General features: G+C 60.9%; 18 protein-coding genes. 8 read left to right on the top strand and 10 right to left on the bottom strand.

Features of this window, described 5'->3' with window-relative positions:
- The first annotated feature begins 3 nt into the window (after positions 1-3).
- On the top strand, positions 4-591 hold the full coding sequence (locus AC58EF_RS09270; protein ID WP_497275813.1) for an Isoquinoline 1-oxidoreductase subunit: 588 nt from the start codon (positions 4-6) through the stop codon (positions 589-591).
- Between the two features lie 223 nt (positions 592-814).
- Here AC58EF_RS09270 and AC58EF_RS09265 read toward each other — a convergent pair whose 3' ends face one another.
- Together AC58EF_RS09265 and AC58EF_RS09260 are read right to left on the bottom strand one after the other, a co-directional pair.
- The gene (locus AC58EF_RS09265) at positions 815-1,456 is read right to left on the bottom strand and encodes a 3-oxoacid CoA-transferase subunit B (RefSeq protein WP_497275812.1); all 642 of its coding nucleotides are present in this window, start codon (positions 1,454-1,456) and stop codon (positions 815-817) included.
- A complete protein-coding gene (locus AC58EF_RS09260) occupies positions 1,453-2,172 on the bottom strand; it encodes a CoA transferase subunit A (RefSeq protein WP_497275811.1) in 720 nt (239 codons plus the stop codon). The genes AC58EF_RS09265 and AC58EF_RS09260 overlap by 4 nt, the downstream gene beginning before the upstream one ends.
- Before the next feature lie 70 nt (positions 2,173-2,242).
- Between AC58EF_RS09260 and AC58EF_RS09255 the strand changes: the two genes are divergently transcribed.
- From AC58EF_RS09255 to AC58EF_RS09230, 6 genes are all read left to right on the top strand, one after another.
- A complete protein-coding gene (locus AC58EF_RS09255; protein ID WP_497275810.1) occupies positions 2,243-3,019 on the top strand; it encodes an IclR family transcriptional regulator domain-containing protein in 777 nt (258 codons plus the stop codon).
- A gap of 31 nt (positions 3,020-3,050) precedes the next feature.
- Positions 3,051-4,259, top strand: coding sequence for an acetyl-CoA C-acetyltransferase (locus tag AC58EF_RS09250; protein ID WP_497275809.1), 1,209 nt, complete (start codon positions 3,051-3,053; stop codon positions 4,257-4,259).
- A 504-nt stretch (positions 4,260-4,763) separates the two neighbouring features.
- Positions 4,764-6,863: a TonB-dependent receptor gene (locus AC58EF_RS09245; protein WP_497275808.1), complete on the top strand. Its 2,100-nt coding sequence runs from the start codon at positions 4,764-4,766 to the stop codon at positions 6,861-6,863.
- 72 nt (positions 6,864-6,935) lie between these two features.
- Complete coding sequence (locus AC58EF_RS09240; RefSeq protein ID WP_497275807.1) at positions 6,936-7,751, top strand: hypothetical protein; 816 nt, start codon at positions 6,936-6,938, stop codon at positions 7,749-7,751.
- 99 nt (positions 7,752-7,850) lie between these two features.
- Positions 7,851-8,324 (top strand): nuclear transport factor 2 family protein, encoded by a 474-nt coding sequence (locus tag AC58EF_RS09235; RefSeq protein WP_497275806.1) that lies wholly within the window; start codon positions 7,851-7,853, stop codon positions 8,322-8,324.
- Positions 8,325-8,785: 461 nt separating this feature from the next.
- Positions 8,786-9,277 (top strand): nuclear transport factor 2 family protein, encoded by a 492-nt coding sequence (locus AC58EF_RS09230; RefSeq protein WP_497275805.1) that lies wholly within the window; start codon positions 8,786-8,788, stop codon positions 9,275-9,277.
- A 420-nt stretch (positions 9,278-9,697) separates the two neighbouring features.
- Here the strand turns inward: AC58EF_RS09230 and AC58EF_RS09225 are convergent, their stop codons facing one another.
- The 8 genes from AC58EF_RS09225 to AC58EF_RS09190 form a co-directional block, all read right to left on the bottom strand.
- Positions 9,698-10,465, bottom strand: a complete 768-nt coding sequence (locus AC58EF_RS09225; RefSeq protein ID WP_497275804.1) for an ABC transporter ATP-binding protein — start codon at positions 10,463-10,465, stop codon at positions 9,698-9,700.
- Positions 10,462-11,445, bottom strand: coding sequence for a FecCD family ABC transporter permease (locus tag AC58EF_RS09220; protein ID WP_497275803.1), 984 nt, complete (start codon positions 11,443-11,445; stop codon positions 10,462-10,464). Before AC58EF_RS09220 ends, AC58EF_RS09225 begins: the two co-directional genes overlap by 4 nt.
- The gene (locus AC58EF_RS09215) at positions 11,445-12,347 is read right to left on the bottom strand and encodes an ABC transporter substrate-binding protein (protein WP_497275802.1); all 903 of its coding nucleotides are present in this window, start codon (positions 12,345-12,347) and stop codon (positions 11,445-11,447) included. The genes AC58EF_RS09220 and AC58EF_RS09215 overlap by 1 nt, the downstream gene beginning before the upstream one ends.
- Complete coding sequence (locus tag AC58EF_RS09210) at positions 12,347-14,266, bottom strand: TonB-dependent receptor plug domain-containing protein (RefSeq protein WP_497275801.1); 1,920 nt, start codon at positions 14,264-14,266, stop codon at positions 12,347-12,349. The genes AC58EF_RS09215 and AC58EF_RS09210 overlap by 1 nt, the downstream gene beginning before the upstream one ends.
- Positions 14,267-14,530: 264 nt before the next feature.
- Complete coding sequence (gene dmeF, locus AC58EF_RS09205) at positions 14,531-15,442, bottom strand: CDF family Co(II)/Ni(II) efflux transporter DmeF (RefSeq protein ID WP_497275800.1); 912 nt, start codon at positions 15,440-15,442, stop codon at positions 14,531-14,533.
- Positions 15,443-15,492: 50 nt separating this feature from the next.
- Positions 15,493-16,500, bottom strand: coding sequence for a DUF6925 family protein (locus tag AC58EF_RS09200; protein ID WP_497275798.1), 1,008 nt, complete (start codon positions 16,498-16,500; stop codon positions 15,493-15,495).
- The gene (locus tag AC58EF_RS09195; protein WP_497275796.1) at positions 16,485-17,273 is read right to left on the bottom strand and encodes a (2Fe-2S)-binding protein; all 789 of its coding nucleotides are present in this window, start codon (positions 17,271-17,273) and stop codon (positions 16,485-16,487) included. Before AC58EF_RS09195 ends, AC58EF_RS09200 begins: the two co-directional genes overlap by 16 nt.
- Positions 17,270-17,866: a DUF7676 family protein gene (locus AC58EF_RS09190; protein WP_497275794.1), complete on the bottom strand. Its 597-nt coding sequence runs from the start codon at positions 17,864-17,866 to the stop codon at positions 17,270-17,272. Before AC58EF_RS09190 ends, AC58EF_RS09195 begins: the two co-directional genes overlap by 4 nt.
- Before the next feature lie 551 nt (positions 17,867-18,417).
- On the opposite strand from AC58EF_RS09190, the gene AC58EF_RS09185 reads away from it, so the two are divergent.
- On the top strand, positions 18,418-18,561 hold the full coding sequence (locus tag AC58EF_RS09185; RefSeq protein ID WP_497275792.1) for a hypothetical protein: 144 nt from the start codon (positions 18,418-18,420) through the stop codon (positions 18,559-18,561).

The raw sequence follows: 18,561 nt of genomic DNA, 5'->3' as shown, positions 1-18,561 counted from the left end.
GCCTTGGCAGTTTCGACGCTGATCGCCACCGCAGCGATCGGCACCGCGGCGATACGCGAGGCGCCGACCCGTCTGTCCGAACCGGCCTTGGCACGGCCAGTCGACCAACAACGCTCGCTGCAATATTTCGACCGCATCGCAACCGTGCTTCTGCATCCGCGCTGCATGAATTGCCATACCTCGACAGATTTCCCGCGCCAGGGTGACGATGGGCATCCCCATATCATGCTGGTGCGCCGTGGCCCGCATGACAGCGGCACGCCAGCCTTGCCCTGCCAGACCTGCCATCAGAAGGAAAACTCGTCATCCGGCGTGCCGGGCAACGACGTCTGGCACTTGGCACCGCTTCGCATGGCCTGGGAAGGGCTGAGCAAGGGCGAAATATGTCGGTCGCTCACCGACCCGAAGCGGGGCGGCATGACTCAAGAACGGTTGATCGAACATATGGCCGCTGATCCGCTTGTCGCCTGGGCATGGGATCCGGGCGTCGATCTTTCCGGCAAGCCCAGGTCGAAACCGCCGGTTTCCCATCAGGAATTCGGGCAGCTCGTCCGCGAATGGGTAGCAACGGGTGCTGTTTGCCCGGCCTAGAGGATTTTCCAGTCGGGTGGAATTACCCGAGGACTTAGAAAATACGTCAAACCAAAAACTTAGCGAGATGACTTTGGATTGAATCGTCATTGCGAGCGCAGCGAAGCAATGACGAGGTGAATTGATCTAATGGCAATCGCTCCAAGCCGGCTCGGTTCGATCCCCGATCATCGCATCGGGCTTCAACGGCACCCAATATCGCCGGCGCACCGGATGCCGAGCTCTATGCCATGGCGACAGGAATGCCCGTATGCGCTTGCACCATTTCGATTGTCACGTCCTGCGCCATTTCCCGGACGATCAGCCGGCCGTTCACGCGATCCAGGTCGAAGCGGCCGAGGTCCGTGACGATCGCGTCGACAACGGCCGTTCCGGTCAGGGGAAGGGTGCATTGGGGCACGATCTTCGGATTTCCTGACTTGTCGTTGTGGTTCATCACGACGACGACGCGCTTGACGCCGGCGACCAGATCCATGGCGCCCCCCATGCCCTTGATCATCTTGCCCGGCACCGTCCAGTTTGCCAGGTCGCCATTGCCGGCAACCTCCATCGCCCCAAGGATAGCGAGATCGATGTGCCCGCCGCGGATCATCGCGAAGCTGTCCGCCGAGCTGAAGAAGCTGGATATCGGCAGCGCGGTGACTGTCTGCTTGCCCGCATTGATCAGATCGGGATCGACCTCGTCCTCATAGGGAAAGGGACCGATGCCCAGCATCCCGTTTTCGGACTGGAGAACGACTTCGATATCATCCGGGACATAGTTGGCCACCAGCGTGGGTATGCCGATGCCCAGGTTGACATAATAGCCGTCCTGCAATTCCCTCGCGGCCTCGGCCGCCATCTGCTCCCGCGTCCACATGGTCATGCCTGCCCTGCTTGGCGTGGCCTCGTCGTACGGAATTCGATCCTTTTTTCATAGGACGGCCCTTGGACGATCCGGTTCACATAGATGCCGGGGGTATGCACATGATCGGGGTCGAGTGCCCCGGCTGGTACGATTTCCTCAACCTCCGCAATGGTGATCCTGCCCGCGGTCGCCATGTCTGGATTGAAGTTTCGCGCCGTCTTGCGATAGACGAGATTCCCTTCGGAATCGGCCTTCCAGGCTTTCACGATCGACAAGTCGGAGCGCAGCCATGTCTCGCGCACATAAAGCGATCCTTCGAAGTTCTCCACAGGTTTGCCTTCCGCGACGACCGTGCCGACGCCCGTTTTGGTGTAAAAGGCGGGAATGCCTGCGCCGCCCGCGCGGATGCGTTCGGCCAATGTGCCTTGCGGATTGAGTTCCAGCTCCAGTTTCCCGGCCAGATAGAGTTCAGCGAACAGCTTGTTCTCTCCGATATAGGAGGAGATCATCTTTCGGATCTGGCCATTGTTGAGCAGCGTCCACAGGCCGAAGCCGTCCGCGCCGCAATTGTTGGAAATGATCGTCAGATCCTTGACCCTGCTGCGCAGCAGGCCCGCAATCAGATGCTCGGGATTGCCCGACAGGCCGAAGCCCCCCGACATGATCGTCATACCGTCGAAGGCGAAGCCGGACAGTGCGCTGTCCGCGTCGGGAAAAACCTTGCATTTTGCCATCGAATATCCTATCTATCCGATAATCGGACAATAAGTACGATATTCGATGGAAGCCTGAAAGTCAAGATCAGTGGCCGAGAACAGCGAGAAGTCCGATCCCAATTTCATGCTTTCGCTTGCCCGCGGGCTGGAGGTTCTGCGTGCCTTCGAGGGGCGGGGATCGCTCACAGTGGCCGAGGCCGCGCGGATCGTCGGCCTTAGCCGACCCAGTGCGGGACGGTGTCTGCATACGCTGGTCCTGCTCGGCTATGTAAGCGAGGATTCCGGACGTTTTGCGCTGACGCCCCGGCTGTTGCCGCTGGCTTGCGGTTTTCTCACATCGACGCCGTTGGCGAGCGCCAGCCAGGCCGTCGCCAACGCGCTGCGCGATGGTTTGCAGGAAACCGTTTCCGTTGGTATGCTCGATCCGGCCGATCCTGGGCGGATCATTTACATCGCCCGCGCTGAACGGAACCAGATTATTGCCGCGCCCCTCATGGTGGGCAGCACGCTTCCCAGCCACTGCACGTCGATGGGGCGAATCCTGCTTGCCGCACGGCCGGAGGCGGAGTGGCAGGCGTGGCTGGCGGGTGCTGTGCTTGAGCGGCGCACGGAGCGCACGATCGTCGATCGGGACCTGTTGCGTGACGCACTGCGCGCTGTGATCGACCAGCGCTGGAGCCTGGTCGAGGAAGAGTTGGAGCCGGAATTGCGATCACTTGCGGTTCCCGTGCGCGATCGGGAAGGGAGCGTTGTCGCCGCGCTCAATGTCGCGACCTTTTCCCATGCGCATAGTCGGAACCATTTGCTCGACGCCTATCTGCCCGAGTTGCGTGCGGCGGCGGGGCAATTGGAGCGGGCTATATAAATCTTTCTCATTCCATCGGGAGTTTGACATCATGACATTGCGCCGCGCAGCGATCGTTTCCCCCATCCGCACTGCAGTCGGCAGGTTTGGTGGCGGCCTTTCCTCCCTCACGGCAGGGGATTTGGGGGCGGTCATATTGAAGGCGTTGATCGAGCGCAGCGGTGTGGACCCGGAGCGGGTGGACGATGTCGTCTTCGGCAATGGCTATCCGAGCGGGGAAGCACCCAGTATCGGGCGCTGGTCCTGGCTTGCGGCGGACTTGCCGCAAAGCGTTCCGGGGTTCCAGCTCGACCGCCGCTGCGGTTCGGGGCTGCAGGCGATCATCGAGGCTGCCATGATGGTGCAAACCGGCGCTGCGGATGTCGTCGTGGCGGGCGGTGCGGAGAGCATGTCCAATGTCGAGCATTATTCGACGGCGTTGCGAAAGGGCGCGCGCATGGGAAGCGTCGAACTGCATGACCGCCTGACACGGGCCAGGCTCATGTCCCAGCCGATTCACCGATATGGTGTGATTTCGGGCATGATCGAGACGGCGGAGAATCTTGCCCGCGACTATGGCATCACGCGGGAACAGTCGGATGCCTATGCCGTCCGTTCCCACCAGCGGGCCGCTGCTGCCTGGCGGGAAGGCCGGTTCGCCGATGAGATCGTGCCCGTCTCTATCCCCGCAAAGCATGGCGATCCGGTGGTTTTCGACCATGACGAGGGCTATCGCGCCGATGCGTCCATCGAAACGTTGAGCGCGTTGAGGCCGATCGAGGGTGGCGTCGTCACGGCGGGAAATGCCAGTCAGCAGAATGACGCTGCCGCTGCCTGCCTGGTCGTGGCAGAGGACCGCTTGGCCGAACTTGGTCTCGAGCCGGCCGGCTGGTTCGTCGGTTGGGCGGCGGCGGGATGTGACCCGTCCCGGATGGGCATAGGACCCGTGCCGGCGGTGGAGCGCCTCTTCGCCCGAACGCGTCTAGGCTGGGACGACATTGACCTTATCGAACTGAATGAAGCCTTCGCGCCGCAAGTGCTGGCCGTTCTCAAGGCCTGGGGCTGGGCGGAAGACGACGGTCGACATGACAAGCTCAACGTCAACGGATCGGGCATTTCGCTTGGTCATCCCATTGGCGTCACGGGTGTCCGCATTGCCGCGACGATGTTGAACGAAATGCGCCGGCGGGACGTGCGCTATGGCCTAGAGACCATGTGCATCGGTGGAGGTCAAGGATTGGCGGCGATTTTCGAGCGATAGAAAGGCTGTTTGAGGAGGGACCTGTCGACGCCGGAGGGGCATCCAACTGATGCGCGCGCCCGGCGATCCGGGCGGCGGGGCTGGGACTTGAAATTCTTCCAATCGTTGTGGTGCGGGCCACATGAGGCTGAAATCGATCCGCGGTTTAAGATAGGCTCATTTCACATCAGCGCTCATCAGAAATTGACTAGTGAACGAGGTTTTTTGAGCCGATCTCATCGTCCCGAAGATTCCCGGAATCGTCCGTCAGCGAGAGAAAGTCGTTATCGAAGAGCGTCTTCGTGCGCTATGTATCTGAATATATCGAAGTATATCCGAACCGTTAAAATTCCCGCTAAATTTTCTTGACCTAAAAGTCTAGTACATTGTATCTGTATCGGAGCGGGAGATGATTCCATAAGGGCATCCGGCGCTTCACAATGCGTGCAGGCAAGGCGCAGGCGGCATCGTTCACCGTGGCGCCGAATCCTGCAAGCAAAAAAATAAGGAGGAGGAGGGGAGACCATGAAAGTGCGTCATACTTATATCCAATTGTCGTTGGGCGCAGCGGTGCTTGCCCTGGCAGTGAGCGCGGGTCCGGCCCAGGCGCAAAACGAGCCAGCCACCAATAATGAGATTGCCGACAGCGATATCATTGTTACGGCGCGCAAACGCGATGAAAGCATTCAGGACGTGCCGATGTCGGTCCAGGCGTTGGGTTCGGAGCGACTGGAAAAATCGCGCGTAGTCGCGGTCGAGGATTTGCGCCGCTTCTCACCCAACCTCAACATTCGGAATCGGATGGACAACACGCCGGACGTGTCCATGCGCGGCGTGGGCGTGTTTGGTCTCGTTCCCGGCGTGGGCTTCTATGTGAACGACGTACAGGTATTTGAGGGGCAGACTGCCCGATTTTCGGACCTGGAGCGTATCGAGGTGCTGAAAGGCCCGCAGGGGACACTGTATGGCGGCAGCAGCATCGGCGGCGCGATCAAATATATCACCAAGCGCCCGACCGACCAGTTGGAAGCGCAGGCTACAGTGGAATATGGCAACAAGGACACGAAATATATTAGTGGATCGATCTCCGGTCCCGTGTTTCCCGGCCTCAATGCGCGCATTTCCGCCTTTCACACCGAAACGGATGGCTTCCTTTGGAACCCGACCCTGAACATTCATGCCGACAAGGGTCATGAGAACGGGGCCAGGTTGACACTGGCCCATGACGGAGAGAACACCACTGTCACCGCTTATCTGACGGGCAACTGGTTGCGTACCGGTCGTTTCAACCTGTTCCAGACCCCGCCGACGCCCTATGTCGTATCCTATCTGGTATTTAATGACTTCGCTTCGAAGTTTGACCGGGATATCTATTCCGGTTCTCTCAATATCGAGCATCGTTTCAACGACTCGCTGGCGCTGACTTCGATCAGTTCCGCCTTCAAGGCGAAATATTCGCGTCTTGCGGATACCGACAAACTTCCGACCTTCATCTCGCACTCGCGGGCCACGGCTCGGCGCTCAGTATATAGCCAGGAACTGCGCCTGGGCAGCCTTGGGAGTGATGCGTTTCAATGGATCGTCGGAGGCTTCTTCCAGGCTCAGAATCCGGACAATTATTCGGTGAGTATGCGTCCCGGCCGTGCCGATCGCTATAGCGACACGGAATTGCGTAATAGGGAATATGCGATCTTCGCCAATGCGACCTATAAAACAGGCTATTGGAATTTCGAACTGGGTTCCCGTTATGGTTTGTCACGCAACAAGATGCGCGATCCCCGCATAGATATCTCGAACAGCCAGAAGGCGAACTATTTTCTACCCAAGGCATCGATATCTTATCATATCGACCCCGACGTCATGGCCTTTGCCACGGTGTCAAAGGGCTTTACGCCGGGCGGTGTGTTCGAGTTGACTGGCAATGACGGGGTCAACATCCTGCGAACCTATAATCCGGAAACCAGCTGGAACTACGAACTCGGCCTGAAGGCGACCTTCCCGGGCGGCATCCGCTTCAACGCGGCCACCTATTATATCCGCTACAAGGATCGCCTGTATCAGAATACCGAGCTTTCCAGTAATTCGGGCCAGGCGCTGACGGTAATCCGCAATGTGGGGCCGTCCACCAACTATGGTATCGAACTGGAACTGGCCGCGCCGCTGACCCGCGACCTGATGCTGAACGCGAATTTCGGCATGGGCCGTGCCCAATGGTCCCGCGGCGCCATCTTCGTCGACCCCTATAATCCGGGTCAGCAGCGCGATCTCAAGGGGCTGGAGGTGCCGTGGGCGCCACGGTATCAGGGTCTGGTCGGGCTAGACTGGAGCCATGAGATCAGCGATGGAGTCCGGCTGGGATTGACAGGGGACATCAACTTCTATGGAGAGCAATTCTTCTATCCGGTGAACCGCTGGCAGTCACGTCCCTACCGCCTGACCAATTTGGGTGGGAGTATTGAATGGCGCAATTTCCGCCTCTATGCCAACGTCACCAACCTGTTCGATCATCCCTATAATACTTCCTTCATCAGCCCGGAAGAATTTAGCGGCAATCCGAACGGCGTCAGTGTGGTTCAGGCTGGGGCGCCACGAATGTGGACAATTGGTCTTACCTTCAAATATTGATCTTGACGAAGGCAAGTGCAGCGCGGACGTCATTGTCCGCACTGCTGTCTTGGAGAATATGGGAATCTTTCAATGAAACGGGACATTTGGCGCAGGCTGTGGAGTGTGGGTGGCATAGTGCTTATAGGGGGAGCCGTTCACGGAGCCCCTGGGTATGCCGCGGAGAAGTTCGACCTCCTGGTCTTCAGCGATGCGCTCCCCGGCAGCGCCGCCGCATATGAAAAGTGCGACGGCGAACGGCGACTGCCGGCAATGCTCAAAATGAAAGGTCTGCTTAACGCCCAGCGGTTCATACTTAACGATCCTCAAATGTATCCTGGCGTTGAAGTCAAGCTGCCTCAATATCTGACCATTTATGAGATAGAGGCTCGGAATGGCGCGGCAGCCGCGAAGGGCTTTACCGATTTTTCCGCATCATCAGCACCGCATTGCGCCGGGTATAATGCCTCCGCGACGGTGCTCTATACTTATCGTATCGCCGGTCCTCCACAAAAACGAACTGTGCCAGATCCGAAAGTCGAGGCGCAGGGGAGGAAGCCGAAACAGAGTTACGCTCATATCGTTTTTACCGTCCCACAGGACGCGATGAAGGCGCAGTTTGAACAATGGTATGTCACCCATCATATGGTTGATTTGCTCACTCGGCCAGGCTTCGTTTCTGCGGAACGCCTGCATCTGGTTGAAGCCAAAGGCCCCGTTCCGCCTACCCAGACCGCGGCTCTGTACCGATTGGAACTGCCCGTCGGCATGGCCATTACGGAGGCCCGCCCTGCGCCGCGCCCACCCGGGTCGCCGCCACATGAAGCGGGGCGCTATCTTCATCCGAACCTCAACCGGGGTTATAGCTATCGTGCCATCAGCGCTGTGGTGCGTCCGCCGCAGAAATGAGCTGTTTACGTCCCATAATCGAGCCGACCAATGGTTCACAATATAATTTTATTGATTATGCTTATTATATGATGAGAATGAAGTTTGGAGTAAGGAATAATGAAGAAAAATATCATTATTGGCGGGTTGTCGATGCTTGCGGCGGCATCCATAACTATAGCGGCGATCGCGCAAGGCCCCGATGATGCCTCCGAGACTCCAGCCGAGAAAGCCAATAAAGCCGCCGTCATCAGCTTCTACAATGCAGCGATGAACGCAAAAGACTATGCGACCGCCTCAAAATATTTTGGCGACCGTTACGTCAATCATAATCCCACCGCCGAAGATGGTATCGACGCCTTTCGAAAATATGTTGAGTATCGCAAGGAGCATCCGGAATCGCATAATGAAATAAAGCGGGCTTTCGTCGATGGCGACTTCGTGATCCTGCATGTCTTCGCCCGACTGGACCCGAAAACCAAGGGTGCTCCCCTGATCGATATCTTCCGCCTTGAACAGGGCAAGATCGTAGAGCATTGGGCGGTCAAAGGAACTTTCCCCGACAAGCCGGCCAATAATAATGGCCCGTTTTAGAGTGTTTCCTAAGCAGATGGAATCACCTGCTGACTCGGAAAACGCAGGAAAATATCCCAGAGCATGATCCGTTCAGGTTGAAGTGGATCATGCTCTAACTATTCTTTGTTTTCCGTATTTTTATGCGTGCGGACCGTTTGAGCATGTGGACAACCTCGGCGGTCATTTGCAGATCGTCTCGCATCCTCGAGGCAACATTATCCCGGCTTACGGGAACCGGCAGGCGTGCTCCATTGAGGAGCTTGGCGGCTCCGGTATCCCCGTGCGGGGCGGCCCTGGCGGTCCGCTTGATGCCGATATGGTCCTTATCCCATCATGGCGCCTTTTCCAGCGGGAAAAGCTGCCGGCCCGGACCAGATTTAATAACCTAATGGACTATTCTATTGACCTTGAAGGCAAAGCTTTTCATAGTGATAGCACTAACCACCCAAGGCCGGATTCGGCGTATCAGGAGGGGTCCAATGATCAAAGCTTTTCTTCTCGGAAGCCTGGCCATGTTGGCGACGGCTACGGCAATGACGACCGCAATGGCAGCAGAGGCCACGAACTTTCCTCCGGGTTCAGAGACGGAAACTCCTGAGGAAAAGGCGAACAAGGCGATCGTCATCGCCTTTTATACTACCGCTTTGAACGGCAGGGATTATGAAGGGGCGTCCAAATATATGGGCGACACCTATACCAATCATAATCCCACGGCGAAGGATGGTAAGGAAGCATTCAAAGAATATGTGAACTATGTAAAGGAGACGTTCCCATTGGCCCGCAATAACATTCAGCGTGCCTATGTCGATGGCGATTTTGTCATTCTCCATGTTCACGCTTTCCGCACGCCGGACAATCCGGGCAGTCAAATCGTGGACATCTTCCGTGTGGACAAAGGTAAGGTAGTCGAACATTGGGCGACGGTTGCGAAAATTCCCGAAAAGACCGCGAACTCCAACGGCGTCTTCTAGGACCGATCGGCGTTCACATTCTCTAATGCCTTAGGCGCCTGGCCCCAGTGCGACGCACCGGGGCCAGGCTCGTCACGGTTGTCTGGGCGATCCGTCCGTAGTTGGGGGTGCCCCCGTAATTGTGCGGGATTGTGCCATATGGCAAACGGGGCGGGCAGTTTAGAGTCCCGTTGGACGGAAGAATCCCTTCGGCGCCAGTCGGATGCTGGGTGTTGGACTCGAATGATAGCCTGTATCTTCCGAAAAATGAATGTTCGCGGTCCGCGTTGCGCATTTTCTCCGAAGGTAAGCTACAGTGGCGGTTGTCACATGACGTAGGGTCGTTGCCGCTTCATGGAGATCGCGCCGTAGCTGCCGATGATCCAGCCATTGGCCGGACTGAGCGCCAGATCGAAGCAAATCGAGGGCATATTGCTCCCCTCAGCCAATGAAACGAATGGCGCTGCCGCTCGCGTCGGTCACGATATGAACGCCGACATCATAGAGGCGGGACAGCATCTCTTCGGTCATGACCTCCGGTGCTGGACCAGCGCAAAATAGCCGGCCCTCACGGATCGCAACAATGTCGTCGGCAAAGCGCAGCGCCAGATCGAGATCGTGGATCGCCATGACAACCGTGCGTCCGGCGTCGGCGCGCGCGCGCAACCGTTGGACGGCATCGATGGCATGGCGCGGATCAAGCCCGGCGGTCGGTTCATCGACGATCAGCAGTTCGGGGTCCCCCACGATGGCGCGGGCCAGCATGACACGGGCGAGTTCGCCGCCCGAAAGCTGCGTCGCTGATCGATCGCGCAACGCCAGCAGATCACAATCCGCCAGCGTCTGGTCGATCGCAGGCCGCATCTGCGACGGCAGATCGCCAAAGGCCGGGAGCGATGGCGTCAGGCCCAGCGCCACGACTCGCTCGATGCTGATCGGCCAATCGACGGCGGCGCGCTGTGGCAGATAGGCGCGCCGCCTGGCCAGTACTCGTCGGCCGATCATCGCCAGGCTATCCTGGCCCAGTCGCACTGCACCGGAATGCGGCTTCAGCAGGCCGGTGGCGACGTCGAGCATCGTGCTCTTGCCTGCGCCATTAGGACCGATCACCGCCGTCAGCCGCCCCGCCTGGAAGATCATGTCGATCCCGTCGAGCACCGTCCGGCCGGCCCGGTCAACGCGCACCTGCTCCAGGGTCAGCGCGCTCATCCCGTGCGGCTCTGGATATGCAGGATCAGCCAGAGAAAGAAGGGCGCGCCGATGACGCTGATGAAGACGCCCAGGTTGATCGGCACACCGAAGACGAGCAGCCGGGTTGCGATATCGGCCAGCACGACCAGGAAAGCGCCCGCCAGCGTGGCCGGCAGCAGCACCTTGCCCGGCCGGTGCCCCACCAGCGGACGCACGATATGCGGCGCGATCAGCCCGACGAAACCCACGACTCCTGCCACCGCCGTGGCGGCGCCGACACCGAGCGCTGTGCCGAAGAGGGCGAGCAGCCGCGTCCGCCCGACGTCTATGCCAAGGCTTTCGGCCTGCACCTCGCCCAGCGCCAGCGCGTCGAGCGCGCGGCTGGTGAGCAGCAGCAGCACGCCTCCCGCCAGGATGAACGGCGCGACGAGGCGGACATGATCCCAGCTGCGATCGGTCAGCGATCCCATCAGCCAGCTCATGATCTCATAGGCCGCATAGGGATTGGGCGAGAGGTTGAGCGCGAGACTGACGCCCGCGCCCGCGATGCTGGAAATGGCCGCGCCGGCCAGGATCAGCGACAAGGTACCGCCGCTGCGCGACAGCAGCAGGGCAAGGCCTGCCGTGACGAAGCCACCGATCAGCCCGAACAGCGGCGTCGCCAGCACGAAGCTGCTCGCGAAACCGTAATAGATGGCGATCACCGCCCCGAGCGCCGCACCCGCCGATACGCCGAGCGTGCCCGGTTCGGCCAGTGGATTACGGAGCAGCCCTTGCAGCACTGCGCCCGACAGACCCAGAATGGCCCCGACCATGATCGCCAGGATCACGCGCGGAAGGCGGATTTCGATGAGGATCAAGCCCGCGAGATCAGTCTGGGGATGGGCTAGCGTCCACACCACCTCTTCGGGGCGCAGCCAGACGGTGCCGGCCAGCAAGGACGCGCCCACCGTCAGCAGCAGGAGCAGCAACAGAACAGGCAGCAGCCACCGCGCCATCATCGGGCGCCGCCCGGCGCAAAGGGCAGCGGCGAGCGCACCGCTGCCGCCGCGTTACGAAGCTGCGCGCGCAAGGCCAGCACGGCATCGCCGATCAGGGGCGTGCCGCAGACATAATAGGCCTGCCGGATATGGACCGTGCGCGCGCCCGCCCAATAGTGGCGGACCAGCGGATGTCGCGCCAGATTGACGCCAAGGCCCGGTTTCTCGTCGATCGGCATACCCTGCACCAAAAGAGCCGGCGCGGCCCGCAGCAGCACTTCGGCATCGGGCGCCCCATAGCTGGACGCGGGCGGCCGGTTGGCCACATTGACCGCGCCGGCGGCGGTCAGAACCGCATCATACAGCGTGCCCTTCGCGGCACTGAAGCCCGAGCCATCCCAGGCGGCGACCCGGACGGGAGGCGCCGGATTTGCGGCGATGACGGCAAGCTGGCGATCCATCCGCGCGATCAGGGCCTCGCCCTGGGCGGTTTCGCCCACAGCCTTCGCCACCTGCCGCGTGATCGCCCGGATGCCGGCAAAATCATTGGCCGTTTCAACCTCGATCATCGGGTAACCCAGCCGCTTGAGCAGAGCGCGTGTTGCCGGGGTGGTGAAGCTGCCCGCGATCACCAGATCCGGCTTCTGGCGAACCACCTCCTCGGCCAGGCCGTGATTGATGCCGACATGCATCGCCTCGGCCGCCATCAGCGATCCGCCGGCATTGCGCGACAGCCAGGTCACCGATGCGATGCGATCCGGCGGCAGCAGCGCCAGCAGGAGTTGGTCGGTACACTGGTTCATCGACATCACCCGTATCGGCGGGAGGGAACCAGCCGGCGCGGCATGACGAACCGCACTGCCGACCCAAACCGGCAGCGCGGCCATCAGCAATCCCGCGAGAATGCCGATGCCTCTCATCAGAAGCGGACGCGCACGCCGCCATAGGCCGCACGGCCGGGGTTCGCGAAACTGAACACTTCCTCATAATCTTCGTCGGCCAGATTCTCGGCGCGGCCGAAGATCGTCACGTTGGTGGTCAGCTTATATTCCGCATTCAGGTTCACCAGCACATATTCGCGCAGCGAGACCGGCACCGGCACATAGCTGGGATCGGTATAGGCGACGTCGCGCTGACGGCCATTATAGCGCAGGGTCAGCGTGCCTGAGAAACGCTCGTCGGTGGAGAAGACCGTCGCGTTGAAACTCGCGACATGTTTGGGCCGCCGCACTTCGACCGCGCCATTCTCGCGCGCCTTGAGATAGGTATAGGCCGCGTCCAGGCGAAGCTGCGGGATCGGCCGCGCACTGACGAACGCCTCGATGCCGTGCTGCTTCGATTGCGTCGTCCGGTTGCCCGGCGTCGCGACATAGTCAGGGGCGGGATAGGTGGTGTAGATCTCGTCCTTCAGCTTGCTGTCGAAATAGGTGATGCCGATGGTCGAATTGCCGCCGATGGTCTGTTCGATCCCGGCTTCCCAGCCTTGCGACTTTTCCGGCTTCAGGTTCGGGTTGCCGATATATTCGCCGTCGGAATAGCCGTAGAGTTCATAATAGCCCGGATTCTTGACGCCCGTGCCATAAGCGCCGCGAATGCGCGTGCCAGTGGCGAAGACATAGCTGCCCTGGACCCGCCAGGTGGTGACATCATCGAAGCGGTTATTCTCGTCGCGGCGGATGGAGCCGCCCAGCGACAGGGCATCGTTGACCAGCAGTTCATACTGGCCGACCAGGCCGACATTGTCGGTATGACGCTTGCCGTTGAAGGCGAAGGCGGGCGCGGTGTTCCGGAACTGCTCGCGCTCCACATCGACGGCGGCGGTCAGGCGATGAACGACCGTGTCGGTGCCGAAGCGCAGGCTGCTGACGAACGATCCCTTGTAGCGCTGACCTTTGTCGCCATAGTCGAATGCGTCGGCATCATAGCCCTTGCGCGTCGTATCGGTAATCTGGCCCGTCAGGCTGTTGGTCCAGCGTCCGTCGAGCGCTATATGCTCGATGCTGACGAGACCGTAAAAGGCCTTGTTCTTATAATAGGAGCCGGGACTGTCGACGGTGTAGCCGAACAGCGGGCTGGCAGGGTTGCTCTCGCTGTCATTGATATCCGCATCGGTGTAGCTGTAGCGCGCGACGCCGGTGACCTTCAGGCTTTCGGTCGGCGTCCAGATCAGCTTGGCGCTCAAGCCCAGATTGTCCGAACCGACATCGCGGGTGCCGTTGCGGGCGGTGGGCGTACCATCGGTATGATAGTAGGCGGCCGACACCGCGTAGTCGAGGTCGCCCGCGACACCGGCGGCGCGCGCGTTGCCGGTATAGGTGCCGAACGAGCCGCCTTCCGCGCGGGCGGAGAAGCCGGGGGCTTCGGCACCCGACAGGGTCATATAGTGGATCACGCCGCCGATCGCGTCGGACCCGTAGAGCGAGGATTGCTGCCCGCGCAGCACTTCGATCCGCGCTTCGGGATCGGCGATCAGCGTGCCGAAATCATATTCGCCATAATAGGGGTCGGCCGCCTCTATACCGTCGATCAGGACCAGGACATGATTGCCCTCGGTGCCGCGCAGGCGGATCTGGGTCAGGCCGCCGATCGCGCCGGTCCGGTTGACGGCGACGCCCGGCACGTCACGCAATATGTCGGACACGATCCGGGTCTGGCGGGTCTCCAGCGCCTGTGTGTCGAGAATGGTGACGGACGCACCCAGCTGGCTCACCTTCACGCCTTCGCCCGATCGGCTGGCGGTGACGACAATCTGGTCATCGCCGGCGTCGCCGGATGCGGACTGCGCATGGGCGGGCGTGGCCGCGGCGATCGCGATCATCGATGCAAATATGGTCTTCATGGTCTTCCCCCTTGGCACCCGGAGTAACGTGAAAGGCGGGGCGTCTTGGATAGTCTCCGGCCGACGCGCAACGACGGGCGGGCGCCCCTGGCACCCGTTGTCACGCAACCGCGCGGCCCCGGCCGCATAGTTTGTCGCTCAGACGGAAAACTACCGTGCCGTGACCATCCCCTGGACCAAGGCAAGAGCGACCCGTGCGCCGGCAGGTCTCCTGGCTCGCGGGTCACAGCTGCCTGTCAGGGCGGCTGGCTAAAGATCATCGCGTCAGCGCCCCTGGATCTCGACCGTGATATGGGCAAGCTCATGCACAGGTCTTAATCGTGCCCGCACCATTTCCGCGTCGAGCGGCTCATCGCTCGCCAATGTGACGATCGCGCCATAGGCGTCGGGACCGAGGCGCCAGATATGAAGATCGCGAAGATCAAGACCGCGCACCTCGTCCAGACAATCCAGAACCTCTTCCTCGATCTGGAAGTCGGTCATATCGAGCAAGGTCGCGGCGGTATCCTGCATCAAGGCCCATGACCATCGGGCGATCACCACGGCGCCGACAAGGCCCATCACCGGATCGAGCCAGATCCATCCCAGCCAGCGTCCCGCCAGCAAGGCCAGGATCGCCAGGATCGATGTCAGGGCATCGGCCAGGACATGGAGATAGGCCGCGCGCAGATTATTGTCGCTGTGCGCATGGGCGTGCCCATGATGATGGTCCTGGTCCGGGCCGTGCCGATGACCCAACAGAAAGGCGCTGGCGATATTCACGACAAGGCCGAGAATGGCGATCAGGGCCGCTTCCTCGAACGCGACATGCACCGGTTCGAACATTCGCCATAGCGATTGCCATCCGATCCCCAGCGCGACAAGGCCAAGTCCCAGTGCCGAAGCGAAGCCGGCGAGGTCGCCGACCTTGCCGGTGCCGAAGCTGAACCGCCGGTCGCCGGCATGGCGCGCCGCAAAACCATAGGCCAATGCCGCGACGCCCAATGCGCCGGCATGGGTCGCCATATGGAAGCCATCCGCAAGCAGCGCCATCGATCCGGTCAGATAGCCCGCGCCGATTTCCACGACCATCATCACGGCGGTCAGGACGACCACCCAGTGCGTGCGGCGGGCATTGTGGCTGTGATGCGAGCCGAGGAAGACATGGGAATGCGGGGGAGCCAGAGCCTGCGTCACGACGGGAGGCAATCTTTCAGGGGCTGGGTCATAAACTGTTGAGGTCAGCATCAATCTTCGTCCATCCCGTCATGAATCTTGCGCCAGAGCCGGGCGGGACCGTGCGGATCGCGCTGGCCGATCCGGCGCAAGGCGATGCGTGCCACAGTGCGGGCGCGGCGAGTTTCCGGCCAGTGGAAGAATTCCGGTGCGACCGCCGCATCAACCACCTCTTCGATTTCCGCACGCACCCGATTTTCGTCGGCAAGCCCATAGTCCTGAAGGATCGCCAGAAAATCAGCATCAAGATATGGGTCGAACGGCACAGCCTGTCCCATGGCATCGCGCCAGGGGGAGAGCGGATGCAGCATCAGCGCCGGCTGCATTCCCTCGGGTATCGGCGCATTGGCGGCATGGGTGCGGCCGGCCTTGATCAATTTGGGCAGTAAATGGGTATGCGGCCCCGACGGGCTTTTGCCGTCGGGCGCGGGAATCGGCGTATAGATTTCGACCCGGCCGAGCGGCGACAGCAGAACCCGCTGGGGCTGTGCCCGCATGACATGCGTCATCACCGGCGCGGCCGTCTCGCTGAACAGCGGTTGATCGGCCGCGGCATCCAACGCCGCGATAAGCCCATGATCCTTGGTGCGCAGGCAAAAATGCACATGCCCTCTGCCTACGCCGAGATCGAACAGATGGCTGCCTTTGTCCTCCGCACGAACTGCATCATCGTCGAGACCCAGCGGCACGATCCGGCCATGTTCGGGTTCAGGCGGAAGCGGCAGGCAGAAGGCAACGGCCTGTCCCCAGCTTTCGCCGTCGCTCGACAGCGTTTCGAAGGCGATGATCGAAGGATTGCAGTCGAGCCGGATGCGGATTGCCGCGCGCGGCGTATGGGCGGCGACATTCTGTTCTGTCCGATCCCAGATCACCGCTTCATCGGCATCGCGCATATATTCGCCGACAGCGCCGAACGTGCCGATGCTCCAGCCGTGGCGGCTGTCGGCAAGCGCCGTGGTGACCAGCTGCGCGAAGGATGAAGCATTTGTCGATCTTTCAAGCACTATTGTGTCTGGCATACCCACTCCTGATTGCGTTTAAGACGCTCGGCGCCGGGAAGGATCGGGCAACTGGCGCAGAAATGCCGTTGGGGACCTTTATAGAAGAGGCAGCAAGCCTTGCGCCGCTGACAGATTTTCGACCGCTCGCCGAAGCGCACCTCATAGATTTCGGGCATCGCCTTGTTGAGTTGCGGTTCGTCCGCCAGCATCAATCGGGTTTCCTGGACGGCCGTATCGCGGCACCCGATCCGCTCGCCGATCGCCGTATATTGCGCGGCCCAGGACGAAGTGAGCATCGACCAGAGCGCATGACGGGAATAGCCCGACCAGCGGTGCTGGCTTTCGACCAGGGCCTCGCTGAACGCCATCAGAGCGCCGCGCACGGCCTGTCTTGTCGCTGCCGCCGATGGCCGTGCCGCAAAGCTTGCCCGGCGTATCCAGATTCCTTCCACCAGGGTCGATGTGGAGAAGCGCAGCGCAAAGTCATGGATGGTCATCGCCTGCCCCAGCACGAGATGCGCGGATGCGATCGGGCCGGCCGCCCAGCCATAACGCAGCATCAGCGATGCCGCGGCTGCCCGGCGATTGGCCCCAAAACCGGCTCCGGCAAATCGGTCGAGCAGGTCCGCCAGCGGCCCGGATTGAGGATCGGTCAGCGCCACCGCATCGATAAATTCGTCGCCGTCGGGGGGATCGTCGGTCACGCGCAAATAGGCCGTCGCCGCCGCCAGCGCCGCCATGTCGGACGGCGCGTCGCCCACCCGCGCACGCATGGGCGTCAATGCGGTCATGCCGCCGTTGCCCAGCCGAAACCGGCGCTGCTTTCGTCAAACGCCTCGGGCATTCGTCCCAGATAGCGGCGCGCGATATCGCGCCACATCGCCAGCCGCGACCAGTCCGGCGCATCGGCCAGCCTGTCGCCACCCGCCAGGAAGGGGTTGGCGAAGTAAATGGACAGCATCGGCGCGCCTGCGCCGTTGCGCATCTCAAATCCCCAGCTATTGGGCGCGCCCTGCGCGTCGAGCGACCGGAACAGGCTGGCCTCTCCGGGGCGCCGTTCCTGCAATGAAGCGGCATGGGCCGTATCCGTGGGCGCCGTGCCATCGGCACCGATGCAGAGATGAAAATGCGGCCCGCCAAAGCCGATCGTCAGATAGCCGCCGGACAATTCGATCCGGTCCGGTGCGACGGGGCAGGACCATTCATAGGCGGCGCCCGGAATGATGGGGCCAAAGATGATCTGGTCCCAATAGGTCTCGAAAATATCGGTCAGGATGCGGAGCAGATAATCAGGCGCCGTGGGGAGCATCCACCGCTGCGTCGCGGGGCGGCCATGCCGGTCGCGTTCGATCACGGGTTCTAGCGGTATCGTCGGCGCAGTCATGAATATCCGTCTCCATCCTTCATTGTTTTTGGGCGACCTTCCCCGGAAAAAGCGCGACCTGGCGGCAATGCCAGGTCGCCATGAGAGGGGAAGGAAAAGTTGAAACGTCCGCAAATGTTCGCGGCCGCCGGATGTATTCGATGCACTCCTCTGCTGTTGTGTCTCTTCCGATGGCAGGTGGCGGCGGCTCGATCACGTTAGTTACGGTTAACTCCAACGGTAACGGCACGTTCGCGACAACGTTGCTGTGCAGATTCGCTATTTGGTACGGTTGTCCTGGCGGCGTCTCGAACCGCGTCGCGCGCGTGCTTGCGCGGGCCGTTGCCGTTGATAAACGGCAACGGCCCGCTCGACCGTCCTCCGCGGACTTGCAACGACCCCAAGTTCATGTGCCAGAGCATTCCAATGGGTCTTGGCGGCATTCGATCCGACTTCACTGGCAGCAGAAGCGCGAGCAAGCCCTGCTAATAAACAGCGCAGCATTACTTGACATACAAATCTCTACTTAAATGATAGAAAAATCGTCCCTAACGCTGGAGGACGATAGCGATATGGCATGGACAAGGCGGTGGAAGGACAGGTTTGCCCGGTTGCAACATGCCGCCCGGCAGGAATTTCTCCGCGATCCGACGGTGACATTGTTCGAGCGCGACGGCGGAGGCGCGCGCGGACGGGACGTGGCTGGCGGTCGCTGA

The sequence above is a fragment of the Sphingobium sp. WR1 genome (assembly GCF_059693745.1).
The sequence above is the reverse complement of the archived record's forward strand: the minus strand, read 5'-3'. Positions and strand labels throughout refer to the sequence as shown.

Coding starts and splice junctions, on each gene's coding strand:
- AC58EF_RS09265 (WP_497275812.1), bottom strand. CDS start 1,456: ATGACCATGTGGACGCGGGAGCAGATGGCGGCCGAGGCCGCGAGGGAA.
- AC58EF_RS09260 (WP_497275811.1), bottom strand. CDS start 2,172: ATGGCAAAATGCAAGGTTTTTCCCGACGCGGACAGCGCACTGTCCGGC.
- AC58EF_RS09250 (WP_497275809.1), top strand. CDS start 3,051: ATGACATTGCGCCGCGCAGCGATCGTTTCCCCCATCCGCACTGCAGTC.
- AC58EF_RS09245 (WP_497275808.1), top strand. CDS start 4,764: ATGAAAGTGCGTCATACTTATATCCAATTGTCGTTGGGCGCAGCGGTG.
- AC58EF_RS09240 (WP_497275807.1), top strand. CDS start 6,936: ATGAAACGGGACATTTGGCGCAGGCTGTGGAGTGTGGGTGGCATAGTG.
- AC58EF_RS09235 (WP_497275806.1), top strand. CDS start 7,851: ATGAAGAAAAATATCATTATTGGCGGGTTGTCGATGCTTGCGGCGGCA.
- AC58EF_RS09230 (WP_497275805.1), top strand. CDS start 8,786: ATGATCAAAGCTTTTCTTCTCGGAAGCCTGGCCATGTTGGCGACGGCT.
- AC58EF_RS09225 (WP_497275804.1), bottom strand. CDS start 10,465: ATGAGCGCGCTGACCCTGGAGCAGGTGCGCGTTGACCGGGCCGGCCGG.
- AC58EF_RS09220 (WP_497275803.1), bottom strand. CDS start 11,445: ATGGCGCGGTGGCTGCTGCCTGTTCTGTTGCTGCTCCTGCTGCTGACG.
- AC58EF_RS09215 (WP_497275802.1), bottom strand. CDS start 12,347: ATGAGAGGCATCGGCATTCTCGCGGGATTGCTGATGGCCGCGCTGCCG.
- AC58EF_RS09210 (WP_497275801.1), bottom strand. CDS start 14,266: ATGAAGACCATATTTGCATCGATGATCGCGATCGCCGCGGCCACGCCC.
- AC58EF_RS09200 (WP_497275798.1), bottom strand. CDS start 16,500: ATGCCAGACACAATAGTGCTTGAAAGATCGACAAATGCTTCATCCTTC.
- AC58EF_RS09195 (WP_497275796.1), bottom strand. CDS start 17,273: ATGACCGCATTGACGCCCATGCGTGCGCGGGTGGGCGACGCGCCGTCC.
- AC58EF_RS09190 (WP_497275794.1), bottom strand. CDS start 17,866: ATGACTGCGCCGACGATACCGCTAGAACCCGTGATCGAACGCGACCGG.
- AC58EF_RS09185 (WP_497275792.1), top strand. CDS start 18,418: ATGGCATGGACAAGGCGGTGGAAGGACAGGTTTGCCCGGTTGCAACAT.